The organism is Mycolicibacterium hodleri, from assembly GCF_025822245.1.
In the GTDB taxonomy this organism is placed as follows: domain Bacteria; phylum Actinomycetota; class Actinomycetes; order Mycobacteriales; family Mycobacteriaceae; genus Mycobacterium; species Mycobacterium hodleri.
In genome coordinates, this window is record NZ_JACKTL010000061.1 from 1 (window position 1) to 26302 (window position 26302).

Sequence of the window (26302 nt, forward strand, 5' to 3'; positions counted from 1 at the left end):
AACGTGGCCACCCATGGGGCCAACTGGGCCAACCTCTTCTCCGGGGCCGCGGCCGCGCCGGCCGCGGTGGCCTGCCGCGGCCGCGCCGGCCGCGGTGGCCTGCCGCGGGGTGACGGGGCCGCCGCAGGCCGCCGCCAGGACCACCACGGAGACGAGCAGAACGTACCTGGCATGGCGCATGATCACCCGATCTTGCCCGACGAATCCGGACGGGGCCGAGTTTGGCGGAATGGGTCCGCACCCACCGGGTGTTCCACCGATCAGTGGGGCCGCACTGGCGGGATCGGTGAAGTGCGGGACACTAGAGGTCACGAGGAGGCGAGGCCGCATGGCTGAACACCCAGAAAATCCGGGACAGCACTACCAACCAGAGCACACCGGCATCTACGAGCTGGAGTTCCCCGCTCCCCAGTTGTCGTCCGAGGACGGCCGTGGACCGGTGATGATCCACGCGCTGGAGGGGTTCTCCGATGCCGGTCACGTGATCAAGATCGCCGCCGCACACCTCAAGGACTCCCTCGACACCGAGCTGGTGGCCTCGTTCGCGATCGACGAGTTGCTGGATTACCGCTCCCGTCGCCCGCTCATGACGTTCAAGACCGACCACTTCACCCACTACGACGATCCCGAGCTGAACCTGTACGCGCTGCACGACAGCGTCGGCACGCCGTTTCTGCTCCTTGCGGGACTGGAGCCGGATCTTCGGTGGGAGCGGTTCATCACCGCCGTCCGATTGCTGGCCGAGCGCCTGGGCGTGCGTCAGGTCATCGGCCTGGGCACCATCCCCATGGCCGTGCCCCACACCCGTCCGATCACCATGACGGCGCACTCGGTCGACAAGGAACTGATCGCCGAGCACCAGCCGTGGGTGGGCGAGGTTCAGGTGCCGGCCAGCGTGTCGAACCTGCTCGAATACCGGATGACCCAGCACGGTCACGACGCGGTGGGCTACACCGTCCACGTGCCGCACTACCTGGCGCAGACGGACTACCCCCCGGCGGCCGAGGCGCTCCTGGAACAGGTTGCCAAGACTGCGTCCCTGCGTCTGCCACTCGGCCAGCTCGCCGAGGCGGGCATGGAGGTCCACACCAAGATCAACGAACAGGTCTCGTCGAGCGAAGAGGTCGCCCAAGTGGTGACGGCGCTGGAGCGACAGTACGATGCTTTCGTTGCTGCCCAAGAGAACCGATCCTTGCTGGCGCGTGACGAGGACTTGCCGAGTGGCGACGAACTCGGCGCCGAATTCGAGAAGTTCCTCGCCGAGCAGTCCGGAGACGATTCCACGGGCGGGGACGGCGACACCAGGTCTTGATTGGCCGCCTGACCAGGGCCCCGACGACGGAGTTGGTGATCGTGACGGAGCGAAAGACCAATCTGCGACCGGTGCGCGAGCTGACGCCGACGCTGCACTACAAGACCATTCACGGCTATCGGCGCGCGTACCGCATCGCCGGTTCCGGTCCAGTCATCCTTCTCATCCACGGGATCGGCGACAACTCCACCACGTGGAGCACGGTGCAGTCCAAGCTGGCGCAGAGGTTCACCGTGATCGCGCCGGACCTGTTGGGTCACGGCAAGTCCGACAAGCCGCGCGCCGACTATTCGGTCGCGGCGTACGCCAACGGGATGCGCGACCTGCTCAGCGTTCTCGACGTCGAGCGGGTCACCGTGGTCGGTCACTCGCTCGGCGGCGGCGTCGCGATGCAGTTCGCCTACCAGTTCCCGCAATTGGTGGAACGGCTGATCCTGGTCGGGGCCGGCGGGGTGACCAAGGACGTCAACGTCGCGCTTCGCATCGCGTCGCTCCCCCTGGGTACCGAGGCGCTGGCACTGCTGCGCCTTCCGCTGGTACTGCCCGCCCTGCAGCTGGTCGGGCGGCTCGGCGGCTCGGTGCTCGGTTCGACCGGCGTCGGGCGCGACATTCCGGACATGCTGCGAATTCTCGCCGACCTGCCCGAGCCGACGGCGTCCTCCGCCTTCGCCAGGACGCTGCGCGCGGTGGTCGACTGGCGCGGACAGGTCGTCACGATGCTCGATCGATGTTATTTGACCGAATCCGTTCCCGTGCAGCTGATTTGGGGATCGCACGATTCGGTGATCCCGGTCAGCCACGCACGCATGGCCCACACCGCGATGCCCGGTGCCCAGCTCGAGGTCTTCGAGGGGTCCGGGCACTTTCCCTTCCACGACGACCCCGATCGCTTCGTCGAAATCGTCGAGAAGTTCATCGGGGCCACCGATCCCGCCGTCTACGACCAGGAGGCGCTGCGCGATCTGCTGCGCTCCGGGAGCAGCGAAGGCGGCCTCACCGGGTCGATCGACACCCGCGTCGCCGTGCTCGACGCGCTCGGCGCCGACGAACGCAGCGCTACCTGACCGTCCGCGACATCCGCCACGTAGCATCGGTTCATGGCCTTGGACGTGACCGTGTTGCGGGTCTTCACCAACGCGGGCGGTGAGTACGGCAATCCCCTCGGCGTCGTCGACGCCAGCCTGGTGGCACCTGCGGACCGACAGCAGGTCGCCGCCGAATTGGGTTACAGCGAAACGATTTTCGTCGACTTGCCCGCTGCGGACACCCTGACGACGACCGCACACGTCTTCACCCCGACGGTGGAGTTGCCGTTCGCCGGGCACCCGACGGTGGGTGCGTCGTGGTGGTTGAAGAGCCACGGCACCCCGGTCAACACGCTCCAGGTGCCCGCCGGTGTCGTGCGCGTCGCCTACGAGGACCACGCCGACGGTGACTTCACCGTGATCACTGCGCGGGCGGACTGGGCACCGGACTTCTCGATCTACGAGATGGCCTCGGTCGACGACGTGCTCGCCGCCGATCCCGACGACTACCGCGACGCGGTCGAGCACTACGTCTGGGCCTGGATCGACGAGGCGGAGGGACGCATTCGCTCGCGAATGTTCGCCAGCGACCTCGGCATTCCAGAGGACGAGGCAACCGGCGCCGGCGCGGTCCGCATCACCGATCACCTCAGCCGCGACCTGATCATCACCCAGGGCGTGGGTTCGGAGTTGCGCACGGGCTGGAGCGCGGACGGCTGGGTGACGGTGGCCGGCCGGGTCGTCGACGACGGCGTCCGACGACTCGACTAAGTGGTCAGGTCGACGCGACGCCGCGGTGGGCGCGTAGCGCCTCGATCTCGCGTTCGAAGTCGGCAGCCGACGAAAACGACCGGTACACCGAGGCGAATCGCAGATACGCCACCTCGTCGAGGTCGCGCAGTGGGCCGAGGATGGCCAGGCCCACTTCGTTGCTGGGGATCTCCGGGGAGCCAGCGGCCCGTACGGCGTCCTCCACTTGCTGCGCCAACAGGTTCAAGGCGTCGTCGTCGACGTCGCGCCCCTGACAGGCGCGCCGCACGCCCTTGATGACCTTCTCGCGGCTGAACGGTTCGGTGACCCCGCTGCGCTTGACGACCGCGAGGACGGCGGTCTCCACCGTGGTGAACCGACGCCCGCACTCCGGGCACGACCGGCGGCGTCGAATGGCCTGGCCCTCATCGGCTTCGCGCGAGTCCACGACCCTCGAGTCGGGGTTACGACAGAACGGACAGTGCATCTCCGCTCCTTCGCCGCACGTACCTACTCCGGTCGCATACGAGCGTACCGTTGCACGGCAGCGAGTTTGACGGCGCATGCCGTGGATCACCCAACCGGCGCGATGAGCGTCTGGCCGGCGTCGACCGCCGCCGTCTTCAACTCGTTCAGGTCGCGGATCTCGTCGACGACCGCCCCCACCGAGGCGTCGGGGGCGATCCGTTGGGCCAATTGCTCCAGCGATTCGCCGGCCTGCACCTGCACCACGGCCAGCCGGGGCGGCGTGGTGGCGGGCGACTCCGGGGACGCCATCTCCGCGATCAACCCGAGCCATACCGTGATGCCCGCGGCGACGAGCGCCAGGACGACGGTCGCAAACGGCGTCACCTTCTTGCGACGGTTGGAGGCCCGCGACATCAGGACGCCGGTGCGGCGGTAGTGCAGCGGCGCACCCGCCGGCCGGTGGGGTTGCGGACCACGTCGCGCACCGGCCGCCGTCCGCCGCACCGGCCGCATGGGCCGCACGACGAGGTCGGTGGGGTCTTCTCGGGTGATGATCGTCATCTCGCGGGCCTTTCCAGTGGGGTCGATTCGCTCTTGTGTTCGAATACTAATCGCTCAGGTGTTCGATGACTAGAACACGTGATCGAACTGTTGCAAACGCTAGCGGCACCCACCGACACGTCGCCCCGTCCGCGACACGCGTCGAACACATGTTTGATTCCGAGTCCGAGGAGGACTACATTCGGCGCCATGAGCGAGAGCAACGACACGGTTCTGACCGAACGTCAGCGCACCATCCTGGAGGTCATCCGGAGTTCGGTGATGACCCGCGGATATCCGCCCAGCATCCGCGAGATCGGTGACGCCGTCGGTCTGACCTCGACCTCGTCGGTCGCCCACCAGCTCCGCACGCTCGAACGCAAGGGCTACCTGCGCCGGGACGCCAACCGCCCGCGCGCGGTCGACGTCCGCGCGGTGGACGATCCGTCGCGGCTCCCGGCCCCAACCGTCACCACCGACGTCGCCGGGTCCGACGCGCTCCCCGTCCCGACCTTCGTCCCCGTCCTGGGCCGCATCGCCGCCGGCGGGCCGATCCTGGCCGAGGAGGCGGTCGAAGACGTCTTCCCGCTGCCGAAGGAACTCGTCGGAGAGGGTGCGCTGTTCCTGCTGAAGGTGGTCGGCGAGTCGATGGTCGACGCCGCGATCTGCGACGGCGACTGGGTCGTGATCCGGCAGCAGAACGTCGCCGACAACGGCGACATCGTGGCCGCCATGATCGACGGCGAAGCGACCGTGAAGACCTTCAAGCGCACCGGCGGCCAGGTGTGGCTGATGCCGCACAACCCCGCCTTCGATCCGATCCCGGGCAACGACGCAGCCATCCTCGGCAAGGTCGTCACCGTGATCCGCAAGATCTAGAGCCCGGGACCCTCCGCTAGCCCTTCGCGAAGCCGTTCGTCAGCGCGAATTCCTCACTGGCGAACCAGATTTCGGGTTGGACGTCGTCGTAGCCACCGCTGTCGGGCGTCCAGTACAGCCCCGTCTTGGTGTCGGCCTTGATCGGATAACCGTTGGGGGCGTCTCGGCCTCCGCCGCTGGCGAGCCGCAGCGACGGCTCGGCCACCACGGGTTCCTCGAAGTGGATGGCCGCATGCCGCCCGCTGGGTGGCCCACTGTCGAATTCCGGCTCGACCTGCGGCACCACCGGCTCGTCGACGACGGGGGCGGAGGTGGGCACCGGATCGACCGCGACGACGGGCTCGGCCGTCGTGACGGGATCCGGATCGTCGAGGTCGGAGAACCAGGGCGCCTCCGGTTCATCCTCGGCGGCCGTGACGACGGGCGTCGGCGCGGTGTCGATGGCGTCCTGATCGGCGGAGAGATCGGCCACGAAACCGTCGGGCCCGTCGGCATCCGGCCTTGATGCGCGGTCACCGCGCTCGTCGCCGGGCATCGCCCACGTGCTGCGTCCCTCACCAAAATCGCCCACGGGAATCGGCCCGGAGTGCTCGTCCCGATCATCGTCGTCGTAATCGTCGTCGTCGAACTCGTCCAGGGGGGCACGGTCGTGTCGGCGTCGGTTCAACACCACTGCCGCCGTCACCACCCCGACGAGGACCAGGACGGGCACGATGCCCAGCAGCCACCACGGGCTGGGACGGAACCACTGAGATCCGCCGTCGGAACCCGCGGCCGTGGCCGCGGGCGCCTCCGGCGACTTGGCACCCGGCACCTCCAGCCCCTTCAGCTGGGACTGCAGGCTGGCCGGCTCGGTGGTGAATTCGTTGGTCGACTTGTTCCACGAAATCGCGCCGCCGCTGAACTTCTGGGTGACGACGTCGCCGTCGGCGGTCTGGTCGGCCGTGGGCGCGCCGAGCTGGCCGGTCGCGCCGCCGAGCTTGGTCCAGGCGGCGTTCATCGCCCCGCGCACGATCACGGCACCGAAGTCGGGCGTCCAGAAGATGACCGGCTTGTCGTCGGCCGCGAAGCCGGCAACCTTGCTCATCGGCGCGAGGCCACCGTCGGCCTCGTCGCCGGTGGGGAATCCGAGGTCGCCCTGGGGCCCGCCGACGCTCTCGTACTTGGCCAGCACCTGGCCGGTCAGGACGTTGGCGCCCGTCGCCGGGCTGTAGAAGATCTTGCCGCCGGCGTAGTTCTGTCCAGCGCCGTCGGACCCGATGGCGTACTGCCCACCGTCGGGAGCACCCAGGGGCCCCAGCGGCCCACCCGCGGCACGGCGCGCCGCGGCGATGGCCGTCGTCACGTCGCCGGGGATCTCGAGTCCGGCGAGCTGGTCGGCCAGCTCCGGCGGGGTCGTCGTGAACGCGTTCGACTTGCGATTCCACGTGATCTCGCCACCGGTGAAGGTCTGGCTGACGTCGTCACCGCTGTACGCCTCGTCGTCGGTGGGGACGCCGAGTACCCCCGCCGACCCGCCGAGCTTGTCCCACGCGGCGTTGACGGCGCCCCGGACCACTCGAGCGCCCGTGTCAGGGGTCCAGAAGATCACCGGTCGATCGGCGGCGCTGAAGGTCGTGTTGCGGCTGCCGGGCGCCTTGCCGTCACCCTCGTCGATGGTCGGGAAACCGAGGTCGCCGTCGGCAGGGCCCCCCAACGACTGGTATTCGTCGAGGATCGCCCCGGTCATGGCGTGCGCGCCGGTGTCGGGGGTGAAGAAGATCTTGCCGCCGGCGAAGTTCTGGCCGAAGCCGGCTCCGATCGGATAGACCCCGCCGTCCTTGATGCCGAGCGGTCCGGTGGGTCCGCCACCGGCGTCCCAGGCTTGCGTGATGGCGGCGTCGGCGTCGGCGTCCGGCGTGGCCGCCGCGAGGGGTGCGACGAGCAGGACGGCAGCCGCCACCGCGATGACGACGACGCCTGCGCGCCCGATCGTCCTGCTGAGCCGGGTTCCAAGCCCCGTCATGACGTGTCCTCCCCAACGAGCTCCGCCGGACTCCCGTGAGTTCCGCGTGCGTCAACTTTGCGTTAGTCGACGTCCATCTTGAGGGATATCCAACCCGTCCGGGAATGTGTCGCGCCAACGGGCTGGTCGAACACGACCAGGGAAAGTTAGCTAGACGCCCAGGCTACGACCGATGATCTCCTTCATGATCTCCGTCGTCCCGCCGTAGATCGTCTGGATGCGGGCGTCGAGGAATGCCCTGGCGACGGGGTATTCACGCATGTAGCCGTAGCCGCCGTGCAGCTGTAGACAACGGTCGTTGAGCCGCACTTGAGCCTCGGTGGCGTACCACTTCGCCATGGCGGCCTGTTCGACGGTCAGCTTCTCCTCGAGGTGCAATCTCACGAAGTCGTCGACCATGATGCGCACCACCGTGGCTTCGGTCGCCAGCTCCGCGAGCAGGAAGCGGCTGTTCTGGAAGCTGCCGATGGGCTTGCCGAACGCCTTGCGGTCCTTGGTGTACTGCAACGTCTGGTCGAGCACGGCCTCCATGCCGGCGGCGGCCATGACCGCGATGCTGATGCGCTCCTGGGGAAGGTTCTGCATCAGGTAGACGAAGCCGGACCCCTCCTCACCAAGGAGGTTCTCGGCGGGCACGTGCACGTCGGTGAACGACAACTCGGCGGTGTCCTGGGCGTCGAGGCCGATCTTGTCGAGGTGGCGTCCCCGTTCGAAGCCCGCCATCCCGCGCTCGACGACCAGCAGCGAGAAGCCCAGCGCGCCCTTCTCCGGGTCGGTGCACGCGACGACGATCACCAGATCGGCGTTGACGCCGTTGGTGATGAAGGTCTTCGAGCCGTTGAGCACCCAGCTGCCGTCCTCCTGCTTGACGGCGCGGGTCTTGATGCCCTGTAGGTCGCTGCCGGTGCCCGGCTCGGTCATGGCGATCGCCGTGATGTAGTCGCCGGAGCAGAAGCCGGGCAGCCACCGCTGCTTTTGTTCCTCGGTGGTCAGGCGCAGGAAGTAGGGCGCCATGACGTCGTTCTGCAGGGGGAACCCCAGTCCGCTGTAGCGACCGGCGGAGGTCTCCTCGGTGATGACGACGTTGTAGCGGAAGTCGTCGTTGCCGCCGCCGCCGTATTCCTCGGGCACGGCCATGCCGAGGAAGCCCTGCTTGCCGGCTTCGAGCCATACCTGCCGGTCGACGATCTTGTTCTTCTCCCACTCGTCGTGGAAGGGAGCGACGTGGCGCTCCAGGAACGCGCGGTAGGACTCGCGAAACAGGTCGTGCTCTGGCTCGAACAGCGTGCGGTCGTACTTGACGGCGCCCATGGATGACCTCCGGATCGGCGAAGCGGGATTTGCCTTCGACGATATACCACCCAACCGGATGGTTGACGCCGTCGGCAGCGTGGCGCACGGTGGCCCCGCGTGTGACGGGGCCACCCCCCTAGGATCGGGGCAATGGCGAAGAACTCGACGTCACTCACCCACTGGGGTGCGTTCACCGCCGACGTCCGCGACGGCGACATCGCCGCGGTTCGTCCGTTCGCCGCCGACGCCGACCCCTCACCCCTGCTCGGCAATCTCGCGGGCTCGATTCGGCACCGGTCGCGGGTCGAGACACCCGCGATCCGCCGCGGGTGGCTCGAGGACGGCCCCGGCCCCACCACCCGGCGCGGGTCCGACGAGTTCGTCGCGGTGTCCTGGGACGAACTCACCGAACTGCTCTCCGACGAGCTTCGGCGCATCGTCGACCTGCACGGCAACGAGGCGATCTACGGCGGGTCCTACGGATGGGCCAGCGCCGGGCGCTTTCACCACGCCCAGAGCCAAGTGCACCGATTCCTGAAGATGCTTGGCGGATACACCTTCTCGCGTCACTCCTACAGCCTGGGCGCGACGGGCGTGATCATGCCGCGCGTCGTCGGCACCCACGACGACCTCTTCCAACGCTCCACCGCGTGGGACGTCGTGGCGGAGAACACCGAGCTGATCGTCGGCTTCGGCGGGATCGGAGTGAAGAACTCGGCCGTGAACTCCGGTGGCACCACCGAGCATCCGACGCGCCGGGCGCTGCAACGGCTGCGCGAGCGCGGCGGCCGGATCGTGTCGGTGAGCCCGCTGCGGGACGACACCACCGGCGACTGCGAGTGGTTGGCACCCGTGCCCGGCACCGACGTGGCCGTCATGCTCGGCCTGGCCTACGTGCTGGCCACCGAGGGTCTCGCCGACCGCGGCTTCCTCGCCACCCACTGCACGGGCTATCCGCGGTTCGAGCGGTACCTGCTGGGTCTGGACGACGGCGTGGCCAAGTCCCCAGGGTGGGCGGCCGAGATCAGCGGGCTGCCCGCCGACGCGCTGGTCGCGCTGGCCCGCCGGATGGCGGCCACGCGCACGATGGTGACGGTGAGCTGGTCGCTGCAGCGCGTCCGCTACGGCGAGCAGGCGCCGTGGATGGGGCTGACCCTCGCCGCGATGCTCGGCCAGATCGGGCTGCCGGGAGGTGGGTTCGGTCACGGCTACGGCTCACAGAACGAAGTCGGCATGGCCCCGCTTCGCTGCCGATTGCCCACGCTGCCACAGGGTCTCAACCCGGTGTCGACGTTCATCCCGGTAGCCGCCGTCAGCGACATGCTGCTGCACCCCGGCGAGCAGTTCGACTACAACGGCCGCACGCTGACCTATCCGGACGTCAAGTGCGTGTACTGGGCTGGCGGAAACCCGTTCCACCATCACCAGAACCTCCCCCGGCTGAGGCGAGCGCTGGGACGGGTCGACACCGTGGTCGTGCACGACCCCTACTGGACCGCGATGGCCAAGCACGCCGACGTCGTCGTGCCGTCGACGACGCCGTTCGAACGCGACGACTACTCGGGATCGCACAACGACCCTCGGTTGATGGCGATGCCCGCTCTCGCCGCACCGTACGCGCAGTCCCGCGACGACTACACGACGTTCTCGGCGATGGCCCGACGTCTCGGCTTCGGCGACCAGTTCACCGAGGGCCGCACCGCCGGCGAGTGGTTGGTGCACCTGTACGAGAAGTGGTCGGCCCAGGTCGATTTCGAGGTTCCGACCTTCGACGAATTCTGGGCCGCCGGGCACCTCGTGCTGCCGACCGAGACCGGGCTCTCGCTGCTCGCCGACTTCCGGGCCGATCCGGTCGGCCACCGACTCGGCACGCCCAGCGGGCGCATCGAGATCTTCTCCGACGACATCGACGGATTCGGTTACGACGACTGCGCGGGCCATCCCACGTGGTACGAACCGGAGGAATGGCTGCGCGGACCCCGCGCGGCGGCATATCCGCTGCACCTGCTGGCCAACCAGCCGGCCACGCGGTTGCACGGTCAGCTCGACGGCGGAAAGACCAGCCTGGACTCGAAGATTCAGGGGCGCGAACCGATTCGCATGCATCCCGACGACGCCCTCGGCCGCGGCCTGACCGCCGGTGAGGTGGTGCGGGTGTTCAACGACCGCGGCTCGTGCCTGGCCGGCCTCGTCGCCGACGACGGCCTTCGACCCGGCGTGGTCCAGTTGTCGACCGGTGCCTGGTACGACCCCGAAGACCCGGCCGACCCCGACGCGATGTGCGTGCACGGCAACCCCAACGTGCTGACCGCGGACGTGGGAACGTCGTCATTGGCCAAGGGCTGCACCGGCGCTCACGTGCTGGTGCAGGTCGAGAGATTCGACGGCGCGTTGCCGCCGGTGCGGGCACATCAGCCGCCGACGATCGTCGGGCGACCGGATGGCCGCCCGACGACCGGAGACTAGGAGCTGGTCTGGGCCCGACCGGAGCCGGACCGGGGACGACGAGGACCGCCGCCACCGCGACGGGCGCCGCCACTGGAGGCACCCGGCCGACCGCCGGCGGCGTTGCCGCGGAACGGAGAACCGTTGCCGCGGCCCGATCCACCGGTGCTGCGGTTGCCGCCGCGCGACGACGGCGGCGTGGCCGGGCGCTCCGGCGGCTCGCGGTGCGGTGCGATCTCGCCGACGAGCTCGAGAACACTCGCCGAGTCGGCCCGCACCTGCTGCGGCTGGGCCGAAATGCCGGCCTTGCGCAGCAGCTGCTGGGTGTCCCTGCGCTGCTCGGGCAGGACCACGGTCACGACGTCGCCCGCGCTGCCGGCGCGCGCGGTGCGTCCCGAGCGGTGCAGGTACGCCTTGTGCTCGACGGGCGGATCCACGTGGACGACCAGTTCGACGTCGTCGACGTGAACGCCGCGCGCGGCGATGTCGGTGGCGACGAGCACGCGCGCGTCACCCGAGCTGAAGGCCGCGAGGTTGCGATCGCGCGCGGGCTGGGACAGGTTGCCGTGCAGGTCCACTGACGGAACCCCGGCGTCGGTGAGCTGCTTGGCGAGCTTGCGCGCCTGATGCTTGGTGCGCATGAACAGGATTCGGCGGCCGGTGCCCGAGGCGAGCAGGTGCACCAGCTGCGTCTTCTCGGCGGCGCCGGAGACGTGGTAGACGTGGTGCGTCATGGCCACCGGCGGTGCGTCGATCTCGTCGACCGAGTGGGTGACGGGGGTGCGCAGGAAGCGGTTGACGAGCTTGTCGACGCCGTTGTCCAAGGTCGCCGAGAACAGCAGTCGCTGACCGTTGGCCGGGGTGGCGGCCAGGATGCGCGTCACGCCGGGCAGGAAGCCCAGGTCGGCCATGTGGTCGGCCTCGTCGAGCACCGTGATCTGGACGGCGTCCAGCGAGATGTGGCGTTGCTTCATCAGGTCTTCGAGGCGGCCCGGGCAGGCGACCACGATGTCGACGCCGCCCCGCAGCGCGGACACCTGACGGCTCTGGGACACGCCACCGAAGATGGTGGTGACGTTCATGCCGAGCGCGGCCGCGAGCGGCTGGATGACGGCGGTGATCTGCGTGGCGAGCTCGCGGGTGGGCGCCAACACCAAGCCGGTGGGCTTGGACGGCCGTCGCTGGCCACCGGCCAGACGTGACACCAGCGGGATCGAGAACGCCAGCGTCTTTCCGCTGCCGGTCTTTCCGCGGCCGAGGACGTCGCGGCCGGCCAGCGTGTCGGGCAGCGTGCCGGTCTGAATCGGGAACGGACTGGCGATGCCCTGGTCGGCGAGAACGCGACTGACGCGCTCCGGCACACCGAGGGATTCGAAGGTGGGTTCTACGGAAGTCATGTGTCTGAAGTGCCTTTCCGGCATGGGTGCGGCCGCGTCTGCGCTAGACGAAATGGGTCAGGCGAATACGTGGCTCGATGGGCGAGATTGCCGGTGGGCAATATCGATCGCCGCGAGAAGAGCTAGTGCAATGCACTGATCGCCGGCATGCAGTGAGTCACGTCACTGTGACTGAAGGCACCGGGAAGATCGAGCGTTCCACGACGTGTTGACGGCGCGAGGCGACACCAACATTGACCCGAACTCTACCGCACTCCCGGGCCGCAACGGCCGCGGCGGCCTACAACGTGACGAAGTCGGCAAGCGCGGCGGCCAGCGCCGCCGGAACACGCGCCTTGATCCGCGTACCGGTTTCGGTGTGCTCGGTGGCGTCGACCCGGCCCTCGGCGTGCATGCGGGCGATCATCTCGCCGCGGTCGTACGGGATGGTGACGTCGACGGTCACGTCGGTGGGCTCGACCATCTCGCTCATTCGGCTGCGCAGCCGGTCGAGTCCGTCGCCGGTCCGGGCCGAGACGAATACCGCGTCGGGCAGCGCGCGCCGCAACTGCGCCAGGCCCAGACCCGTCGCGGCGTCAGTCTTGTTGACCACCAACAACTCCGGCGGCGGGGCGATGTCGTACTCCCGTACCACCTCGTTGACGACCTGGCGGACGGCGTTGACCTGAGCCAGCGGGTTCACGTCGGAGCCGTCGATCACGTGGATCAACAGATCGGCGTCGACGACCTCTTCGAGCGTCGACCGGAAGGCTTCGACCAACTGGGTGGGAAGATGACGGACGAACCCGACGGTGTCGGTGAGCACGAACGGCCTGCCGTCGTCGAAATGTCCACGGCGCGTTGTCGGTTCGAGGGTGGCGAACAGCGCGTTCTCGACGAGCACCCCGGCGCCGGTCAGCGCGTTCAGCAGGCTGGACTTGCCCGCGTTGGTGTAGCCGACGATGGCCACCGACGCCGCGTCGCTGCGCAGCCGGCGCCCGCGCTGGGTGTCGCGGATCTTCTTCATGTCCTTGATCTCGCGCCGCAGCTTGGACATTCGTTCGCGAATCCTGCGGCGATCGGTCTCGATCTTCGTCTCACCGGGCCCGCGCGTACCCACTCCGCCGCCGCTGCCGCCGGCGCCACCACCTTGGCGAGACATGGACTCGCCCCAGCCACGCAGCCTCGGCAGCATGTACTCCATCTGCGCGAAGGCGACCTGCGCCTTGCCCTCGGCGGAGGTGGCGTGCTGGGCGAAGATGTCGAGTATCAGCGCGGTGCGGTCGACGACCTTGACCTTGACTGCCTTCTCGAGCGCGTTGAGCTGTCCGGGGGTCAGTTCGCCGTCGCAGATGACGGTGTCGGCGCCGGTGGCCACGACGACGTCGCGCAATTCCTTGGCCTTGCCCGAGCCGATGTAGGTGCCCGCGTCGGGCTTGTCACGGCGCTGCACCATGCCTTCGAGCACCTCGGAGCCCGCCGTCTCGGCGAGCGCGGCCAGCTCCGCCATGCTGGCGTCGGCGTCGGCGGCGGTGCCGTCGGTCCAGACGCCGACCAGGACGACGCGTTCGAGGCGCAGTTGTCGGTATTCGACTTCGGTGACGTCGGTTAGCTCGGTCGAGAGGCCCGCCACCCGGCGCAGTGCCGAACGGTCGTCGAGGTCGAGTTCGCCCGTGCTGGGCAGTCTGGGAGTGGTCATGTAATTGGAGATGTTGCCCCTTTAGGTGGTGTCATGCATCCGAATATTCACAGCTGGGCTCGCCACCAGTCGTCGGACAGCTCGCCCTGAGCCACCATCACCGATGGTCCGCGCAGATAGCTGGTGGTGTCGGTGATCGTCACGGTGACCTCGCCACCGGGAATCCGCACGGCGAGCGTGCCCGTCTCGTCGCCCCGATGGCTCAGGGCGGCGACCGCCGCCGCAACGGTTCCCGTTCCGCACGAACGTGTTTCGCCCACTCCGCGTTCGTGCACACGCATCGACACGGCGTCGTCGACCGGGGCGGTGAGCACCTCCACGTTGACGCCGTCGGGGAATTGCGCGGCGTCGAACCACACCGGCGCGGCGACGTCGAGGTCGGCGAGCTCCGCGGCGGTGAGGGATCCGTCCACGCATGCGAGGTGGGGGTTGCCGACGTCTACGGCCACTCCGGTGAAGCGGCGACCCCCCGCTCCCCCGATGACGGCCGAGCCGATGCCGAACTGGTTGGCCTTGCCCATGTCGACCGTCACGTCCGCGGCCAGGTCGGTGACGTCGCGCAGCACCACCTGGCGTGGCCCGGCCAACGAGCCGACGACGAATTTGTCGCGCTGCTCGAGCCCGCTGACCCGCAGATAGTGGGCGAACACCCGCACGCCGTTGCCGCACATCTGGGCGACGGATCCGTCGGCGTTGCGGTAGTCCATGTACCAGTCCCCTGGGCCGACGCCTTCGGGGATCCGGTCGAGGACGCCGGCGGCCAGCGCCGCGTCGGCCGTGGTCACCCGCAGAATGCCGTCGGCGCCGAGGCCGCGGCGGCGGTCGCACAGCGCGGCGACCGCGCTCGGCGTCAGCGCCAGGCGGGCACCGACGTCGGGCAGCACGACGAAGTCGTTCTCCGTACCGTGTCCCTTGGCGAACATCACCTGCTCAGGATACGTGTTGCAGGATTGCGAGGACGGCGTCGAGGTTGCCGGGGTCGGACCCGTCGAGCCAGTGGATGCGATGGTCACGACGGAACCACGACCGCTGCCGGCGCACGTATCGCCTGGTGCCCATGAAGGTCCGCGTCCTGGCCTCGGCGATCGCGGCGTCGGCTCCCCCTTCCGAGGCCGTCTCGGCAAGCGCCTCGAGTACCTGCGCGTACCCCAGGGCACGTGCGGCCGTCACCCCGTCGCGCAGGCCGCGCTCGCACAGGGCCGTCACCTCGTCGACCAGACCGTCGTCGAACATCGCGTTGGTTCGGCGTCGTAGCCGTTCGTCGAGACGTTCGGTCTCCCAATCCAATCCGACGATCAGGGTGTCCCAGCGGGGTTCGCCGATCGTCGGCGCGCTGGCCGCGAACGGCTGGCCGGTCAACTCGACCACCTCCAGCGCGCGCACGATGCGACGACCGTCGGTCGGCAGGATCGACGCTGCGGCCTCGGCGTCGACGCTCGCCAGCTCCCCGTGCAGAGACGACACGCCGATCGCGGCGAGCCGGGCCTCCCACCGAGCCCGCACCTCGGGATCCGTGGCCGGGAATGCCCAGTCGTCGAGCAGGGACTGGACGTACAGCATCGACCCGCCGACGATCACCGGCACCGCCCCGCGGGCCAGGATGGCCTCGACGTCCGCGGTGGCGGCAGTTTGATACCGGCCAACGGTCGCGGTCTCGGTGACGTTCAGGACGTCGAGTTGGTGGTGCGCAATCCCCCGCCGCTCGGCAACCGGCAGCTTCGCGGTGCCGATGTCCATGCCGCGGTACAGCTGCATGGCGTCGGCGTTCACGATCTCACCGCCGAGCCGCTCGGCCAGGTCCAGCGCCAGTGCGCTCTTGCCCGTGCCGGTCGGTCCGACCACGGCGATGGGCCGGATCACCGCGGCCGCCACGTCCCGACGGCGTATCCGACGCCGTAGGGCGCGCCGCGGTACAGCTCGCTCACCTGCCACGCCGAGGATCCGACCAGACCGGCCAGCACCTGGAACGCCACCCTGCCCACGACGACGTCCGGCAGCCGGGTCAGCGCGTCGGCGTCGCCCACCGCCAGTGCGTCGTCCAAGGCCGCTTGCACCGGGACGGACGCGGGGTCGTAACCGCCGGGCGCCGACGCGGTCAGCGTGTTCGCCCCGTCGGCGACCACCAGGACCCCGACGGGCTCGGAGACGGCGTCGACCTCGGCGCGCAGGGCCCGGCCCCTGGCGAGTGCGGCGTCGACCTCGTGGTCGGCGGCGTAGACCCAGACCTCGGCACTGGCCGTGGGTGCGTACGTGGTGCGCACCCAGCCCGCGACCAGGGCGCACAGGGGCAGGGGCTTCGGCGCGGCGCCGGCCCGCTCGGACAGGGCGACGCGCACGTCGACGCCGTAGCCGCCGAAGGTCCCGGTCGTCCCGGGTCCGATCACGTTGTCGCTCGCGCCGACGCCGACGACGAACCAGCGGTCGGGCAGCTCGGCGGCCGCCTGCGCCACCGCCGCCGTCAGATCCTGCAGCTCAGAGGCCGCGCCGGTGGCCAGTTCGGGCACCAGGACGGGCGCCGACGGGACGAGGGCGATGGCGGTGAGCACGCCCTCACGCTAGCCAGTCCGGCGGCCGGTGAACCCGCCGAGGGCAACTGCTCGTGCAAAGCCGTGGGCACGCCCCGGTCCGACCTGTTTCAATGTCGGGTGGAGCAAGCCATCAGGAGCACCGCTAACAGGCGCCGCGTTGCGCGGCAGGAGCGTGGGTCACCCACGCGGAGGGCACGAGGTTCGAGAACATGACCACAGGTGAATCACGCGAAGCACCCAAGCCCGCACCCAAGCCCGTGCCCAGGCCAGGACCTCCGCGCCCCGCTCCGCGCCCAGGCGCCGCACCGGCCGCCGTGGTGGCGCCACCGTCGGGCGACCCGCACCGCTTCGGCCGCGTCGACGACGACGGCACGGTGTGGCTGACCACCGCCGACGGCGAGCGCGTCGTCGGTTCCTGGCAGGCCGGCGAGCACGAGGCGGCCTACGCACACTTCGGGCGTCGCTACGACGACCTGGCCACCGAGGTGGCGCTGATGGAACGCCGGCTCGCCTCCGGCTCCGGTGACGCCCGCAAGATCAAGTCCGCCGCCGCCGCGCTGGCCGAGACCCTGCCGACGGCGTCGGTCCTCGGCGACGTCGACGCGTTGGCCGCCCGGCTCGCCGCCATCGTCGAGGAGGCCGACTCCCATGCCGCCGAGGAACGGCAGAAGCGCGACGAGCACCGCGCTGCGCAGACCGCGCGCAAGGAGGCCCTGGCCGCGGAGGCCGAGGACATCGCCGCCAACGCGACACAGTGGAAGTCCGCCGGTGACCGGCTGCGCGAGATCCTCGACGAATGGCGCACCGTCACGGGCCTGGATCGCAAGACCGACGACGCGCTGTGGAAGCGCTACTCGGCGGCCCGCGAGACGTTCAACCGGCGTCGCGGCTCGCACTTCGCCGAGCTGGACCGCGAACGCGTGGGCACCCGCCAGGCCAAGGAGGCGCTGTGTGAACGCGCCGAGCAGCTGTCCGACTCGACCGACTGGGGTGCGACCGCGGCCACGTTCCGCGACATGCTGACGGAGTGGAAGGCGGCCGGCCGCGCCGCCAAGGACGTCGACGACGCCCTGTGGAAGCGGTTCAAGGCCGCCCAGGACAAGTTCTTCAAGGCCCGCAACGCCGTCAACGCCGAGCGCGACGCGGAGTTCGACGCGAACGCCGCGATCAAGGAGGCGCTCCTCGTCGAGGCCGAGGCCATCGACCTCTCCAATGCCGAGGCCGCCCGGGCCACGCTGCGCACGATCGGCGCCAAGTGGGACGCCGTCGGCAAGGTCCCGCGCGAGCGCGCCCCGGAATTCGAGCGCCGCATGAAGGCCGTCGAGAAGAAGGTTCGCGACACCGCGTCCACCGGCGGGGGCACCGACCCGGAGGCGCAGGCCAGGGCCGACCAGTTCCGGCTCCGCGCCGAGCAGTACGAGCAGCAGGCCGCCAAGGCCGAGGCTGCCGGTCGCACCAAGGACGCCGAGCAGGCCAGGGCCAGTGCCACGCAGTGGCGGGAGTGGGCCGAGGCTGCCGTCGCGGCGCTCGGCAAGAAGCGCTAGGAGCCGGGCTCGGGCGCCGGCCTCGCGGGGCCGATTCCCTGGTCGGGGCGTTCGTCGAGGTCGAGCAGCCCCTTGCCCTGCCGTTCGGTCGCCAGCCTGCGCCGTTCCTCTTCGGCGGCCAGGTGCACCGCCGTGCGTGACCAGACCACCCTGGCCCAGTGGAACGACAGCAGGATCACGGCGATCCACGCGACGATCAGCCCGATGCCGGGGCCCGGATGCGGCTCGGCCACCGTTTGACGCGACCACACCGCCAACATTCCGATGGGACACGCCACGGCCGAGCCGGCGAGCGCGACCCAGGCCAGGCCCCAGCGGCGGGTCAGCAGCGCGAGGATCGAGAAACCGACGCTGAAGATCAAGATCAGCCAGGTGAACACGCGCGACGGCAGGGCGATCGCCTCGCGAATCGCGGCGTCGGAGCCGACCAGGACGTCGAGGCCACGCGCGCTGCCGGTGTGCGGCAACACGAACGACAACAGGATGACGAACACCAGCACGGCGACCACCAAAGCCCGTGCGCCCGGGTCGATTTCGCGGGCCACCCGGCGTTCGGCGTCTTCGAGGTCGCCCTTGAACTCGTCGAAGTTCGGCTCGTTGCGCTTGTCGCGGCTCATCGGCTGCACCCCGCCACCACGGGCCGAGCGGGCGGCATGCCGATGCTGGGAAGTCCGAGACCGACGGCCTTCGTGCCGCCCGTGGTGATCTGGCGACCGGCCTCGTGGGCGTCACCGGCCTTGGTGCGGCGGTGCTCGAGGAGGACGGCGTCGGCGATGAGATGGTGCGGCGCCGCGCTGGTCACGGTGGTGGTGACGACGTCGCCGGGCCGGACGTCCCGCTCGCCGGGGGCGAAGTGCACCAGTCGGCCGTCGCGGGCCCGACCGGACATGCGTGCGGTGGCGACGTCCTTGCGGCCCTCCCCCGTGGCGACGAGGAGTTCGACTCGCGTGCCGATCTGGTTGACGTTCTCCTCCAGCGAGATTCGTTCCTGGAGTTCGATCAGACGCATGTATCTCTCTTGCACGACGGCCTTCGGTAGCTGATCGGGAAGCTCGGCGGCGGGGGTTCCCGGCCGCTTGGAGTACTGGAACGTGAACGCGCTGGCGAAGCGCGCCCGCTCGACCACCTCGAGGGTGGCGGCGAAGTCGTCCTCGGTCTCGCCGGGGAAGCCCACGATCAGGTCGGTGGTGATGGCGGCATCCGGGATGGCGGCCCGGACGCGGTCGATGATGCCGAGGTACCGCTCGGCGCGGTAGGACCGGCGCATGGCGCGCAGGATGCGGTCCGAGCCGGATTGCAACGGCATGTGCAGCGTGGGGCACACGTTCGGGGTGGCCGCCATCGCCTCGATCACGTCGTCGGTGAACTCGGCCGGGTGCGGGGAGGTGAACCGCACGCGTTCCAGGCCGTCGATTCGCCCGCAGGCACGCAACAGCTTGGCGAAGGCACCGCGGTCGGTCGGCAGCTCCTGCCACATCGTCGGGTCCTCGCGCAAGCGCTCGTCCGAAGCGAACGAGACGCCGTAGGCGTTGACGTTCTGCCCGAGCAGGGTGACCTCCGACACGCCCTGGTCGACCAGCGACTGCACCTCGGCGAGGATGTCGCCGGGACGCCGGTCGGTCTCCTTGCCGCGCAGCGACGGGACGATGCAGAACGTGCAGGTGTTGTTGCACCCAACGGAAATGGAAACCCAAGCGGCATAAGACGATTCGCGGGACGCCGGCAGCGTGGAGGGAAACTCCTGCAGCGACTCGACGATCTCGACCTGGGCCACCCTGTTGTGCCGGGCGCGATCCAGCAACGCCGGAAGCGACCCGATGTTGTGGGTGCCGAAGACCACGTCGACCCACGGCGCCCGCTTCAGTACGGCGTCACGGTCCTTCTGCGCCAGACATCCGCCGACGGCGATCTGCATGTCGGGGTTGGCTTCCTTGCGCGGTACCAGGTGGCTGATGTTGCCGTACAGCTTGTTGTCGGCGTTCTCGCGCACCGCGCAGGTGTTGAACACCACGACGTCGGCGTCGACCCCGTCGGCGGCCCGCTGGTAGCCCGCCTGCTCGAGCAGACCGACGAGCCGCTCCGAGTCGTGCACGTTCATCTGGCAGCCGTAGGTCCGTACCTGGAAGGTGCGCACGGGCGCACCATTGGCCACCATCGAAGTCACCCTCCAATGGTACGGCGGGGTCAGCCGCATCCAAACTTCCCGGATTGTCCAGAGCCCTGCCAGCTGATCGTTACCTGGGTAAGGTCTGTGCGCATGCAGACCGACCAGTCGGAGGCCGACCCACTCGAGCCGACTCCGACGACCGTGCCGATGATCTCAATCAAGGGCGTCAACAAGCATTTCGGCAGCCTTCACGTCCTCAAGGACATCAACCTCGAGGTGAACCGCGGCCAGGTCGTGGTGGTGCTGGGCCCGTCGGGTTCGGGCAAGTCCACGTTGTGCCGCACCATCAATCGCCTCGAACCGATCGACTCGGGCTCCATCGAGATCGACGGTGAGAAGCTGCCCGAGGAGGGCCGCAGGCTCGCGCAGCTGAGGTCGGACGTCGGCATGGTGTTCCAGTCGTTCAATCTGTTCGCGCACAAGACGATTCTGCAAAACGTCACCCTCGCGCCGATGAAGGTGCGCAAGTCGTCCAAGGACGCGGCGCACGCGGCGGCCATGTCGTTGTTGGAGCGCGTCGGGATCGCCAACCAGGCCGACAAGTACCCGGCGCAACTGTCCGGTGGTCAGCAGCAACGGGTGGCGATCGCCCGTTCGCTGGCGATGCAACCCAAGGTGATGTTGTTCGACGAACCGACCAGTGCCCTCGATCCCGAGATGATCAACGAGGTGCTGGCCGTGATGACCTCCCTCGCGGAGGAGGGCATGACGATGGTGGTGGTGACCCACGAGATGGGCTTCGCCCGCCGCGCGTCCAACCGGATCGTGTTCATGGCCGACGGTGCGATCGTCGAGGACGCCGAACCCCAGGAGTTCTTCTCCAACCCGAAATCCGAGCGCGCCAAGGACTTCCTCGGCAAGATCCTCAACCACTGAACGCTTCGGCGAAAGGAATACAGCTGTGCCCTCTAGAAAGCCGTCTCTTCGATTCAGGGTGGCCGCCGCCCTGGCGCTGTCGGTCGTCCTCCCCCTGTCGGTCACCGCGTGTGGCGGCGGTTCCGGCGGTGACGACGGCAAGATCGTCATCGGCACCAAGTTCGACCAGCCCGGTCTGGGGCTGAAGAACCCGGACGGCACGATGAGCGGATTCGACGTGGACGTCGCCACCTACGTCGCCGGCCAGCTCGGCTTCACCCCCGACAAGATCGAGTGGAAGGAATCACCGTCCGCCCAGCGCGAGACGCTGATCCAGAACGACCAGGTCAAGTTCATCGCCGCGACCTACTCCATCACCGACGCCCGCAAGGAGAAGGTCTCCTTCGCCGGGCCGTACCTGGTCACCGGTCAGAGCCTGCTGGTCAAGGCCGACAACTCCGACATCACCGGCCCCGACTCACTGCAGAACAACAAGAAGCTCTGCTCGGTGTCGGGCTCGACGCCGGCCCAGCGCATCAAGGACAAGTACCCCGGCGTGCAGTTGCAGCAGTACGACACGTACTCCGCGTGCATCGAGGCGTTGAAGAACGGAGCCATCGACGCGGTGACCACCGACGAGGTCATCCTCGCCGGCTACGCCGCGCAGAGCCCGGGGACGTTCAAGATCGTGGGCCAGCCGTTCTCCGAGGAGAACTACGGCATCGGCCTGAAAAAGGACGACACCGATCTGCAGACGAAGGTCAACGACGCCATCACCAAGATGGAGAAGGACGGCGACTGGGCGAAGGCGTTCGAGAAGAACCTCGGACCCGCGGGCATTGCGACGCCGGCGCCGCCGGCGCTCGACAAGTGACGCCGAGCGCCTAGAGCAGCGGAGACCACGTGGAGATCTTCTCCGAGTATCAGGACCGGATCTTCGAGGCGTTCTGGACCACCATCCAGTTGACGGTGTTCTCCGCCGTCGGAGCGTTGGTACTCGGCACGGCGCTGGCCGCGATGCGGCTGGCACCGGTGCCGATGCTCAACTGGGTCGGCACCACGTACGTCAACGTCATCCGCAACACGCCGTTGACGCTGATCATCCTGTTCTGCTCGTTCGGGTTGGCCCAGACGTTGGGGGTGACGCTGGTCGACTCTCAGTCGAGGACTTCGATCGAAGACAGCAACTTCCGCCTGGCGGTCCTCGGGCTCACGGTCTACACCGCGGCGTTCGTCTGTGAGACGGTGCGCGCCGGGGTGAACACCGTGCCGCTCGGACAGGCGGAGGCCGCCAGGTCGTTGGGGTTCACGTTCGGGCAGAATCTGCGAATGGTGATGCTGCCACAGGCATTTCGGGCGGTCGTCATTCCGCTGGGTTCGGTGCTCATCGCGTTGACGAAGAACACCACGATCGCCTCGGCCATCGGCGTCGCCGAGGCGGCGTTGCTGATGAAGGAGATGATCGAGAACACTGCGGCGCTGGCCACCATTGGGGCCATCTTCGCGCTGGGCTTCGTGATCTTGACGTTGCCGTTGGGTCTGTTGTTCGGCTGGCTGGGGAGACGATTGGCGGTGGCCAGGTGAGCGGCGCATCGGTTCTGTTCGACGCTCCGGGCCCACGCGCCCGGATCCGCAACCGCTTCATCAGCGCCGTCACGGTGGTGCTGGTGTTGGCGGTGGCGTGGGTGGTCTACGCGCAACTGGACGCCAAGGGTCAGCTGACGGCCGCCAAGTGGGAACCGTTCCTCACGGCGAACCTCTGGAAGACCTACATCTTGCCGGGCGTGCAGGGCACGCTGACCGCGGCCGCGGTGTCGATCGTCTTGGCGCTGCTGCTGGGGTTCCTCCTCGGCATCGGCCGGCTGTCCCACCACGACGGCGTCCGGCGGGTCTGCGCGGTGGTCGTCGAGTTCTTCCGGGCGGTGCCCGTGCTGATCATGATGATCTTCGCGTACTTCCTCTATGCGACCTACGACGTGTTCCCGTCGAAGTACCTTGCCCTGGCCGGCGTCATCACGGGTTTGACGCTGTACAACGGCGCCGTCATCGCCGAAATCGTCCGCGCGGGCGTCAACGCCCTGCCCCGCGGACAGTCCGAGGCCGCCGAGGCGCTGGGGCTGCGGTGGGGTCAGATCATGCGGTCCATCCTGCTTCCGCAGGCGGTCACCTCGATGCTGCCGGTGTTGGTGTCGCAGATGGTCGTGGTGCTCAAGGACACCGCGATCGGCTACCAGATCACGTTCCTGGAGATGGTCCGCCAAGGCACACAGGTGGGCTCCGCCTACGGCAACTACGTTCCCGCTCTGATCGTCATCGCCCTGCTGATGATCTGCGTGAACTTCAGCTTGGGGGCGTTCGCGACGTGGCTGGAGAGCCGACTTCGGCGCTCCAAGCGTGGGCCCGAGCCACTGCACGCCGCCCCGGTCACCCAGGGCACCTTCGGGGCGGGTGCCGGTGGCACGATCTAGGGCGATCGCCAACGTCACCGGTCAGACCCGGCGACGCTCCCGCTCGCCGGCCAGCGCGACCTTGACCACGTCGAGGGCCATCGACGGCGAATAGCCCCGGCGGGCCAGCATCCCGACCAGCCGGCGCGTCACCCGGGTGTCGTCGGCGGGGTCGTCGAGCCGCTCACGCCGCAATTTGTCGGCGACGAGTTGCTCGGCCCGGACCCGCTCGGCATCGGCGTCGACGTCGGTGAGCGCCTCGGCGATCACGTCGTCGTCGACGCCCTTGGTGCGCAATTCGGCAGCCAAGGCGCGCTTGCCCTTTCCGGCGTTGACGTGACGCGACCGGACCCACTGGTGCGCGAAGTCCTGATCGTCGACCAGCCCGACCGTCGTCAGCCGGTCCAGCACTCGCTCACTGACGTCGTCGGGGTAACCCCGCTTGGTCAGCCGCTCGGTGAGTTCGGCCCGGGTGCGAGCCCGCACGGTGAGCAGACGCAGGCACAGGTTGCGGGCCTGCTCCTCGCGTTCGCGAGGATCCTGCGCCTGCTCGTCGTCCGACTCAGAAGTCGACTGGGGCGGGCAGGGCTTTGTCATTGCTGGCGTCGTCGGTCAGCACGGCACCGATGCCGAGCTTTTCCTTGATCTTCTTCTCGATCTCGTTGGCCACTTCGGGGTTCTGGAGCAGGAAGTTGCGAGCGTTCTCCTTGCCCTGACCCAGCTGCTCACCCTCGTAGGTGAACCAGGAGCCGGACTTGCGCACGAAACCGTGCTCGACACCCATGTCGATGAGCGAGCCCTCCTTGGAGATGCCCTTGCCGTAGAGGATGTCGAACTCGGCCTGCTTGAAGGGTGGCGCCATCTTGTTCTTGACGATCTTGCAGCGGGTGCGGTTGCCGACCGCGTCGGTGCCGTCCTTGAGCGTCTCGATGCGGCGGACGTCCAATCGGATGGAGGCGTAGAACTTCAGCGCCTTTCCGCCCGTGGTGGTTTCGGGCGAACCGAACATGACGCCGATCTTCTCGCGCAGCTGGTTGATGAAGATCGCCGTGGTGTTCGAGTTGCTCAGGGCGCCGGTGATCTTGCGGAGCGCCTGGCTCATCAGCCGGGCCTGCAGACCTACGTGGCTGTCGCCCATCTCGCCCTCGATTTCGGCGCGGGGCACCAGTGCGGCCACCGAGTCGATGACCAGGATGTCCAGCGCGCCCGACCTGATCAGCATGTCGGCGATCTCGAGGGCCTGCTCACCGGTGTCCGGCTGGGAAACCAGCAGCGAATCGGTGTCCACGCCAAGCCTCTTGGCGTACTCCGGGTCCAGTGCGTGCTCCGCGTCGATGAACGCCGCGATGCCGCCTGCGGCCTGCGCGTTGGCGACCGCGTGCAGCGCGACGGTGGTCTTACCCGAGGATTCCGGGCCGTAGATCTCGACGACTCGGCCGCGGGGCAACCCGCCGATGCCGAGCGCCACGTCCAAGGCGATCGATCCCGTCGGGATGACCGAAATCGGCTGACGCACCTCTTCGCCGAGTCGCATCACCGACCCCTTGCCGTGACTCTTCTCGATCTGGGCGAGGGCTAGCTCGAGGGCCTTCTCGCGATCCGGGGCTTGTGCCATGGTGGTCTCCGTCCTGGTGAGTTCTCGATCGGTTCCGATCGGTTGGCCGTGACGCTAGAGGAGGCCTCCGACAAGGTGTCCGTCGAACACCGCCCACAGTAGACGAACACGTGTTCGATTCAAGTGGACACGCCGATGAGGTCGGAACGCGATGCCCGGACTCCCCGCGGGAGGTGCGCGTCGTTGTGCCACGAGGACCACCGGCCTATCGTGAGGACATCCCGCCCGGATGGGGGCAGACGTGCACGAGATGTCGCTGACGCAAAGTGTCGTCGATGCCGTCTGCGAGCACGCCGCAGGCAGACACGTGCACAGCGTCACGCTGGAGGTCGGCGCGCTGTGCGCGGTGGTACCGGATGCGATGGCCTTCTGCTTCGAGCTGGCCACCGAGGGCACCGTGGCCGCAGGCGCCCGGCTCGAACTCGACCTGCGACCGGGGGTCGCACACTGCCGCACCTGCGCCGCCGACTTCGAGCTCGACGATCCAATCCTGTTGTGCCCCTGCGGCAGTGCAGACGTCGACGTCCTGGGGGGCCGGGACCTGAGAATTCTGTCGATGGAAGTGAGTTGACATGTGCGCAACCTGTGGCTGTGGCGACGACGGCGCGGTGATCACGATCGCGGGTGAGACGGCACCCCACGACCACCACCACCCGCACCCGCACCCGCACCCGCATGATCACCCCCACACCGAGACCGTCACCCTCGAGCAGAAGGTGCTCGCCAAGAACGACGCACTCGCCCACCGCAATCGGCAGTGGCTCGCCGAGCGCGAGATCCTGGCGCTGAACGTCACCAGCTCACCGGGAGCGGGAAAGACGACCGTGCTCGAGCACACCATCCGACGCCTCGGCACCCGGCACCGCGTGTCGGTGATCGAAGGCGATCAGGAGACCCTTCTCGACGCCAACCGGATCACCGCCGCCGGAGCGCGCGCCGTTCAGGTCAACACCGGCGCGGGGTGCCACTTGGACGCCGCGATGATCGAACGCGCCCTGCGCGCCCTCGATCCGGAACCCAGCTCTTTGCTGTTCATCGAGAACGTGGGCAACCTGGTGTGTCCGGCGCTGTTCGATCTCGGCGAGGACAGCAAGGTCGTCGTCATCTCGGTGACCGAGGGAACGGACAAGCCGCTGAAGTATCCGCACATGTTCGCCGCGGCAGAACTGGTACTCGTGAACAAGATCGACCTGCTCCCCTACGTCGACTTCGACATGGATCTCTGTGCCCACCACGTCCGTTCGGTGAATCCGAATGCACGAACCGTGCCCGTCTCCGCCACCACGGGGGACGGCATGGAGAGCTGGTTCCAGTGGATCGACGACCGAGCCCTAAAGCTTGCCAAGATGTGATT

Annotated in this window: 26 protein-coding genes; 12 read left to right on the forward strand and 14 right to left on the reverse strand. The window is 68.6% G+C overall.

Annotated features, from left to right (window positions below):
• A partial coding sequence (locus H7J06_RS25160) for a hypothetical protein (protein WP_264042122.1) occupies positions 1-180 on the reverse strand: 180 nt, incomplete at its 3' end.
• A gap of 148 nt (positions 181-328) precedes the next feature.
• Here H7J06_RS25160 and H7J06_RS25165 point away from each other — a divergent pair.
• From H7J06_RS25165 to H7J06_RS25175, 3 genes are read left to right on the forward strand one after another with little or no spacing between them, the layout of a single operon-like run.
• Positions 329-1312, forward strand: a complete 984-nt coding sequence (locus H7J06_RS25165) for a proteasome assembly chaperone family protein (RefSeq protein WP_264042124.1) — start codon at positions 329-331, stop codon at positions 1310-1312.
• 41 nt (positions 1313-1353) lie between these two features.
• Complete coding sequence (locus H7J06_RS25170; protein ID WP_264042125.1) at positions 1354-2376, forward strand: alpha/beta fold hydrolase; 1023 nt, start codon at positions 1354-1356, stop codon at positions 2374-2376.
• A 33-nt stretch (positions 2377-2409) separates the two neighbouring features.
• Positions 2410-3108 (forward strand): PhzF family protein, encoded by a 699-nt coding sequence (locus tag H7J06_RS25175; protein WP_264042126.1) that lies wholly within the window; start codon positions 2410-2412, stop codon positions 3106-3108.
• A gap of 4 nt (positions 3109-3112) precedes the next feature.
• Here the strand turns inward: H7J06_RS25175 and nrdR are convergent, their stop codons facing one another.
• Together nrdR and H7J06_RS25185 are read right to left on the reverse strand one after the other, a co-directional pair.
• Positions 3113-3574: a transcriptional regulator NrdR gene (gene nrdR, locus H7J06_RS25180; protein ID WP_264042127.1), complete on the reverse strand. Its 462-nt coding sequence runs from the start codon at positions 3572-3574 to the stop codon at positions 3113-3115.
• A gap of 86 nt (positions 3575-3660) precedes the next feature.
• A complete protein-coding gene (locus tag H7J06_RS25185; protein ID WP_264042128.1) occupies positions 3661-4116 on the reverse strand; it encodes a LysM peptidoglycan-binding domain-containing protein in 456 nt (151 codons plus the stop codon).
• Positions 4117-4305: 189 nt separating this feature from the next.
• Between H7J06_RS25185 and lexA the strand changes: the two genes are divergently transcribed.
• Positions 4306-4974, forward strand: a complete 669-nt coding sequence (gene lexA / locus H7J06_RS25190; protein ID WP_264042129.1) for a transcriptional repressor LexA — start codon at positions 4306-4308, stop codon at positions 4972-4974.
• Between the two features lie 16 nt (positions 4975-4990).
• Here the strand turns inward: lexA and H7J06_RS25195 are convergent, their stop codons facing one another.
• Together H7J06_RS25195 and H7J06_RS25200 are read right to left on the reverse strand one after the other, a co-directional pair.
• A complete protein-coding gene (locus H7J06_RS25195; RefSeq protein WP_264042130.1) occupies positions 4991-6979 on the reverse strand; it encodes an LGFP repeat-containing protein in 1989 nt (662 codons plus the stop codon).
• Between the two features lie 150 nt (positions 6980-7129).
• The gene (locus H7J06_RS25200; RefSeq protein WP_264042131.1) at positions 7130-8290 is read right to left on the reverse strand and encodes an acyl-CoA dehydrogenase family protein; all 1161 of its coding nucleotides are present in this window, start codon (positions 8288-8290) and stop codon (positions 7130-7132) included.
• Between the two features lie 132 nt (positions 8291-8422).
• Here H7J06_RS25200 and H7J06_RS25205 point away from each other — a divergent pair, with 132 nt between their 5' ends.
• Positions 8423-10738: a molybdopterin guanine dinucleotide-containing S/N-oxide reductase gene (locus tag H7J06_RS25205; protein ID WP_264042132.1), complete on the forward strand. Its 2316-nt coding sequence runs from the start codon at positions 8423-8425 to the stop codon at positions 10736-10738.
• Here the strand turns inward: H7J06_RS25205 and H7J06_RS25210 are convergent.
• From H7J06_RS25210 to H7J06_RS25230, 5 genes are all read right to left on the reverse strand, one after another.
• Positions 10735-12114, reverse strand: coding sequence for a DEAD/DEAH box helicase (locus tag H7J06_RS25210; protein WP_264042133.1), 1380 nt, complete (start codon positions 12112-12114; stop codon positions 10735-10737). The two genes, H7J06_RS25205 and H7J06_RS25210, sit on opposite strands and share 4 nt — an antisense overlap.
• A 280-nt stretch (positions 12115-12394) precedes the next feature.
• On the reverse strand, positions 12395-13792 hold the full coding sequence (gene hflX / locus H7J06_RS25215) for a GTPase HflX (protein WP_264042134.1): 1398 nt from the start codon (positions 13790-13792) through the stop codon (positions 12395-12397).
• A gap of 47 nt (positions 13793-13839) precedes the next feature.
• Positions 13840-14718 (reverse strand): diaminopimelate epimerase, encoded by an 879-nt coding sequence (gene dapF, locus H7J06_RS25220; protein WP_264042135.1) that lies wholly within the window; start codon positions 14716-14718, stop codon positions 13840-13842.
• A 4-nt stretch (positions 14719-14722) separates the two neighbouring features.
• The gene (gene miaA / locus H7J06_RS25225) at positions 14723-15649 is read right to left on the reverse strand and encodes a tRNA (adenosine(37)-N6)-dimethylallyltransferase MiaA (RefSeq protein ID WP_264042217.1); all 927 of its coding nucleotides are present in this window, start codon (positions 15647-15649) and stop codon (positions 14723-14725) included.
• The gene (locus H7J06_RS25230; protein WP_264042136.1) at positions 15649-16338 is read right to left on the reverse strand and encodes a class III extradiol ring-cleavage dioxygenase family protein; all 690 of its coding nucleotides are present in this window, start codon (positions 16336-16338) and stop codon (positions 15649-15651) included. Before H7J06_RS25230 ends, miaA begins: the two co-directional genes overlap by 1 nt.
• A gap of 191 nt (positions 16339-16529) precedes the next feature.
• On the opposite strand from H7J06_RS25230, the gene H7J06_RS25235 reads away from it, so the two are divergent.
• On the forward strand, positions 16530-17864 hold the full coding sequence (locus H7J06_RS25235) for a DUF349 domain-containing protein (protein ID WP_264042137.1): 1335 nt from the start codon (positions 16530-16532) through the stop codon (positions 17862-17864).
• Here H7J06_RS25235 and H7J06_RS25240 read toward each other — a convergent pair.
• Complete coding sequence (locus H7J06_RS25240) at positions 17861-18481, reverse strand: Rv2732c family membrane protein (protein WP_264042138.1); 621 nt, start codon at positions 18479-18481, stop codon at positions 17861-17863. The genes H7J06_RS25235 and H7J06_RS25240 overlap by 4 nt on opposite strands.
• Complete coding sequence (gene miaB / locus H7J06_RS25245; protein WP_264042219.1) at positions 18478-20019, reverse strand: tRNA (N6-isopentenyl adenosine(37)-C2)-methylthiotransferase MiaB; 1542 nt, start codon at positions 20017-20019, stop codon at positions 18478-18480. Before miaB ends, H7J06_RS25240 begins: the two co-directional genes overlap by 4 nt.
• Positions 20020-20178: 159 nt before the next feature.
• Here miaB and H7J06_RS25250 point away from each other — a divergent pair, with 159 nt between their 5' ends.
• From H7J06_RS25250 to H7J06_RS25265, 4 genes are read left to right on the forward strand one after another with little or no spacing between them, the layout of a single operon-like run.
• Positions 20179-20907 (forward strand): amino acid ABC transporter ATP-binding protein, encoded by a 729-nt coding sequence (locus H7J06_RS25250; protein WP_264042220.1) that lies wholly within the window; start codon positions 20179-20181, stop codon positions 20905-20907.
• A gap of 25 nt (positions 20908-20932) precedes the next feature.
• Positions 20933-21760 carry a glutamate ABC transporter substrate-binding protein gene (locus tag H7J06_RS25255; RefSeq protein ID WP_504928669.1) on the forward strand — a complete coding sequence of 276 codons (828 nt, stop codon included), beginning with the start codon at positions 20933-20935 and terminating at the stop codon, positions 21758-21760.
• 29 nt (positions 21761-21789) lie between these two features.
• Positions 21790-22470 (forward strand): amino acid ABC transporter permease, encoded by a 681-nt coding sequence (locus tag H7J06_RS25260; protein WP_264042140.1) that lies wholly within the window; start codon positions 21790-21792, stop codon positions 22468-22470.
• Entirely contained in the window at positions 22467-23354 is an 888-nt protein-coding gene (locus H7J06_RS25265; RefSeq protein ID WP_264042141.1) for an amino acid ABC transporter permease, read from the forward strand. Before H7J06_RS25260 ends, H7J06_RS25265 begins: the two co-directional genes overlap by 4 nt.
• A 21-nt stretch (positions 23355-23375) precedes the next feature.
• Here the strand turns inward: H7J06_RS25265 and recX are convergent, their stop codons facing one another.
• Both recX and recA read right to left on the reverse strand, forming a co-directional pair.
• Positions 23376-23930 carry a recombination regulator RecX gene (gene recX, locus H7J06_RS25270; protein WP_264042142.1) on the reverse strand — a complete coding sequence of 185 codons (555 nt, stop codon included), beginning with the start codon at positions 23928-23930 and terminating at the stop codon, positions 23376-23378.
• A complete protein-coding gene (gene recA / locus H7J06_RS25275; protein ID WP_149478844.1) occupies positions 23896-24948 on the reverse strand; it encodes a recombinase RecA in 1053 nt (350 codons plus the stop codon). The genes recX and recA overlap by 35 nt, the downstream gene beginning before the upstream one ends.
• A gap of 241 nt (positions 24949-25189) precedes the next feature.
• Between recA and H7J06_RS25280 the strand changes: the two genes are divergently transcribed.
• A complete protein-coding gene (locus tag H7J06_RS25280; protein WP_264042221.1) occupies positions 25190-25519 on the forward strand; it encodes a hydrogenase maturation nickel metallochaperone HypA/HybF in 330 nt (109 codons plus the stop codon).
• A 1-nt stretch (position 25520) separates the two neighbouring features.
• On the forward strand, positions 25521-26300 hold the full coding sequence (gene hypB / locus H7J06_RS25285; protein WP_264042143.1) for a hydrogenase nickel incorporation protein HypB: 780 nt from the start codon (positions 25521-25523) through the stop codon (positions 26298-26300).
• The last annotated feature ends 2 nt before the right edge of the window (positions 26301-26302 follow it).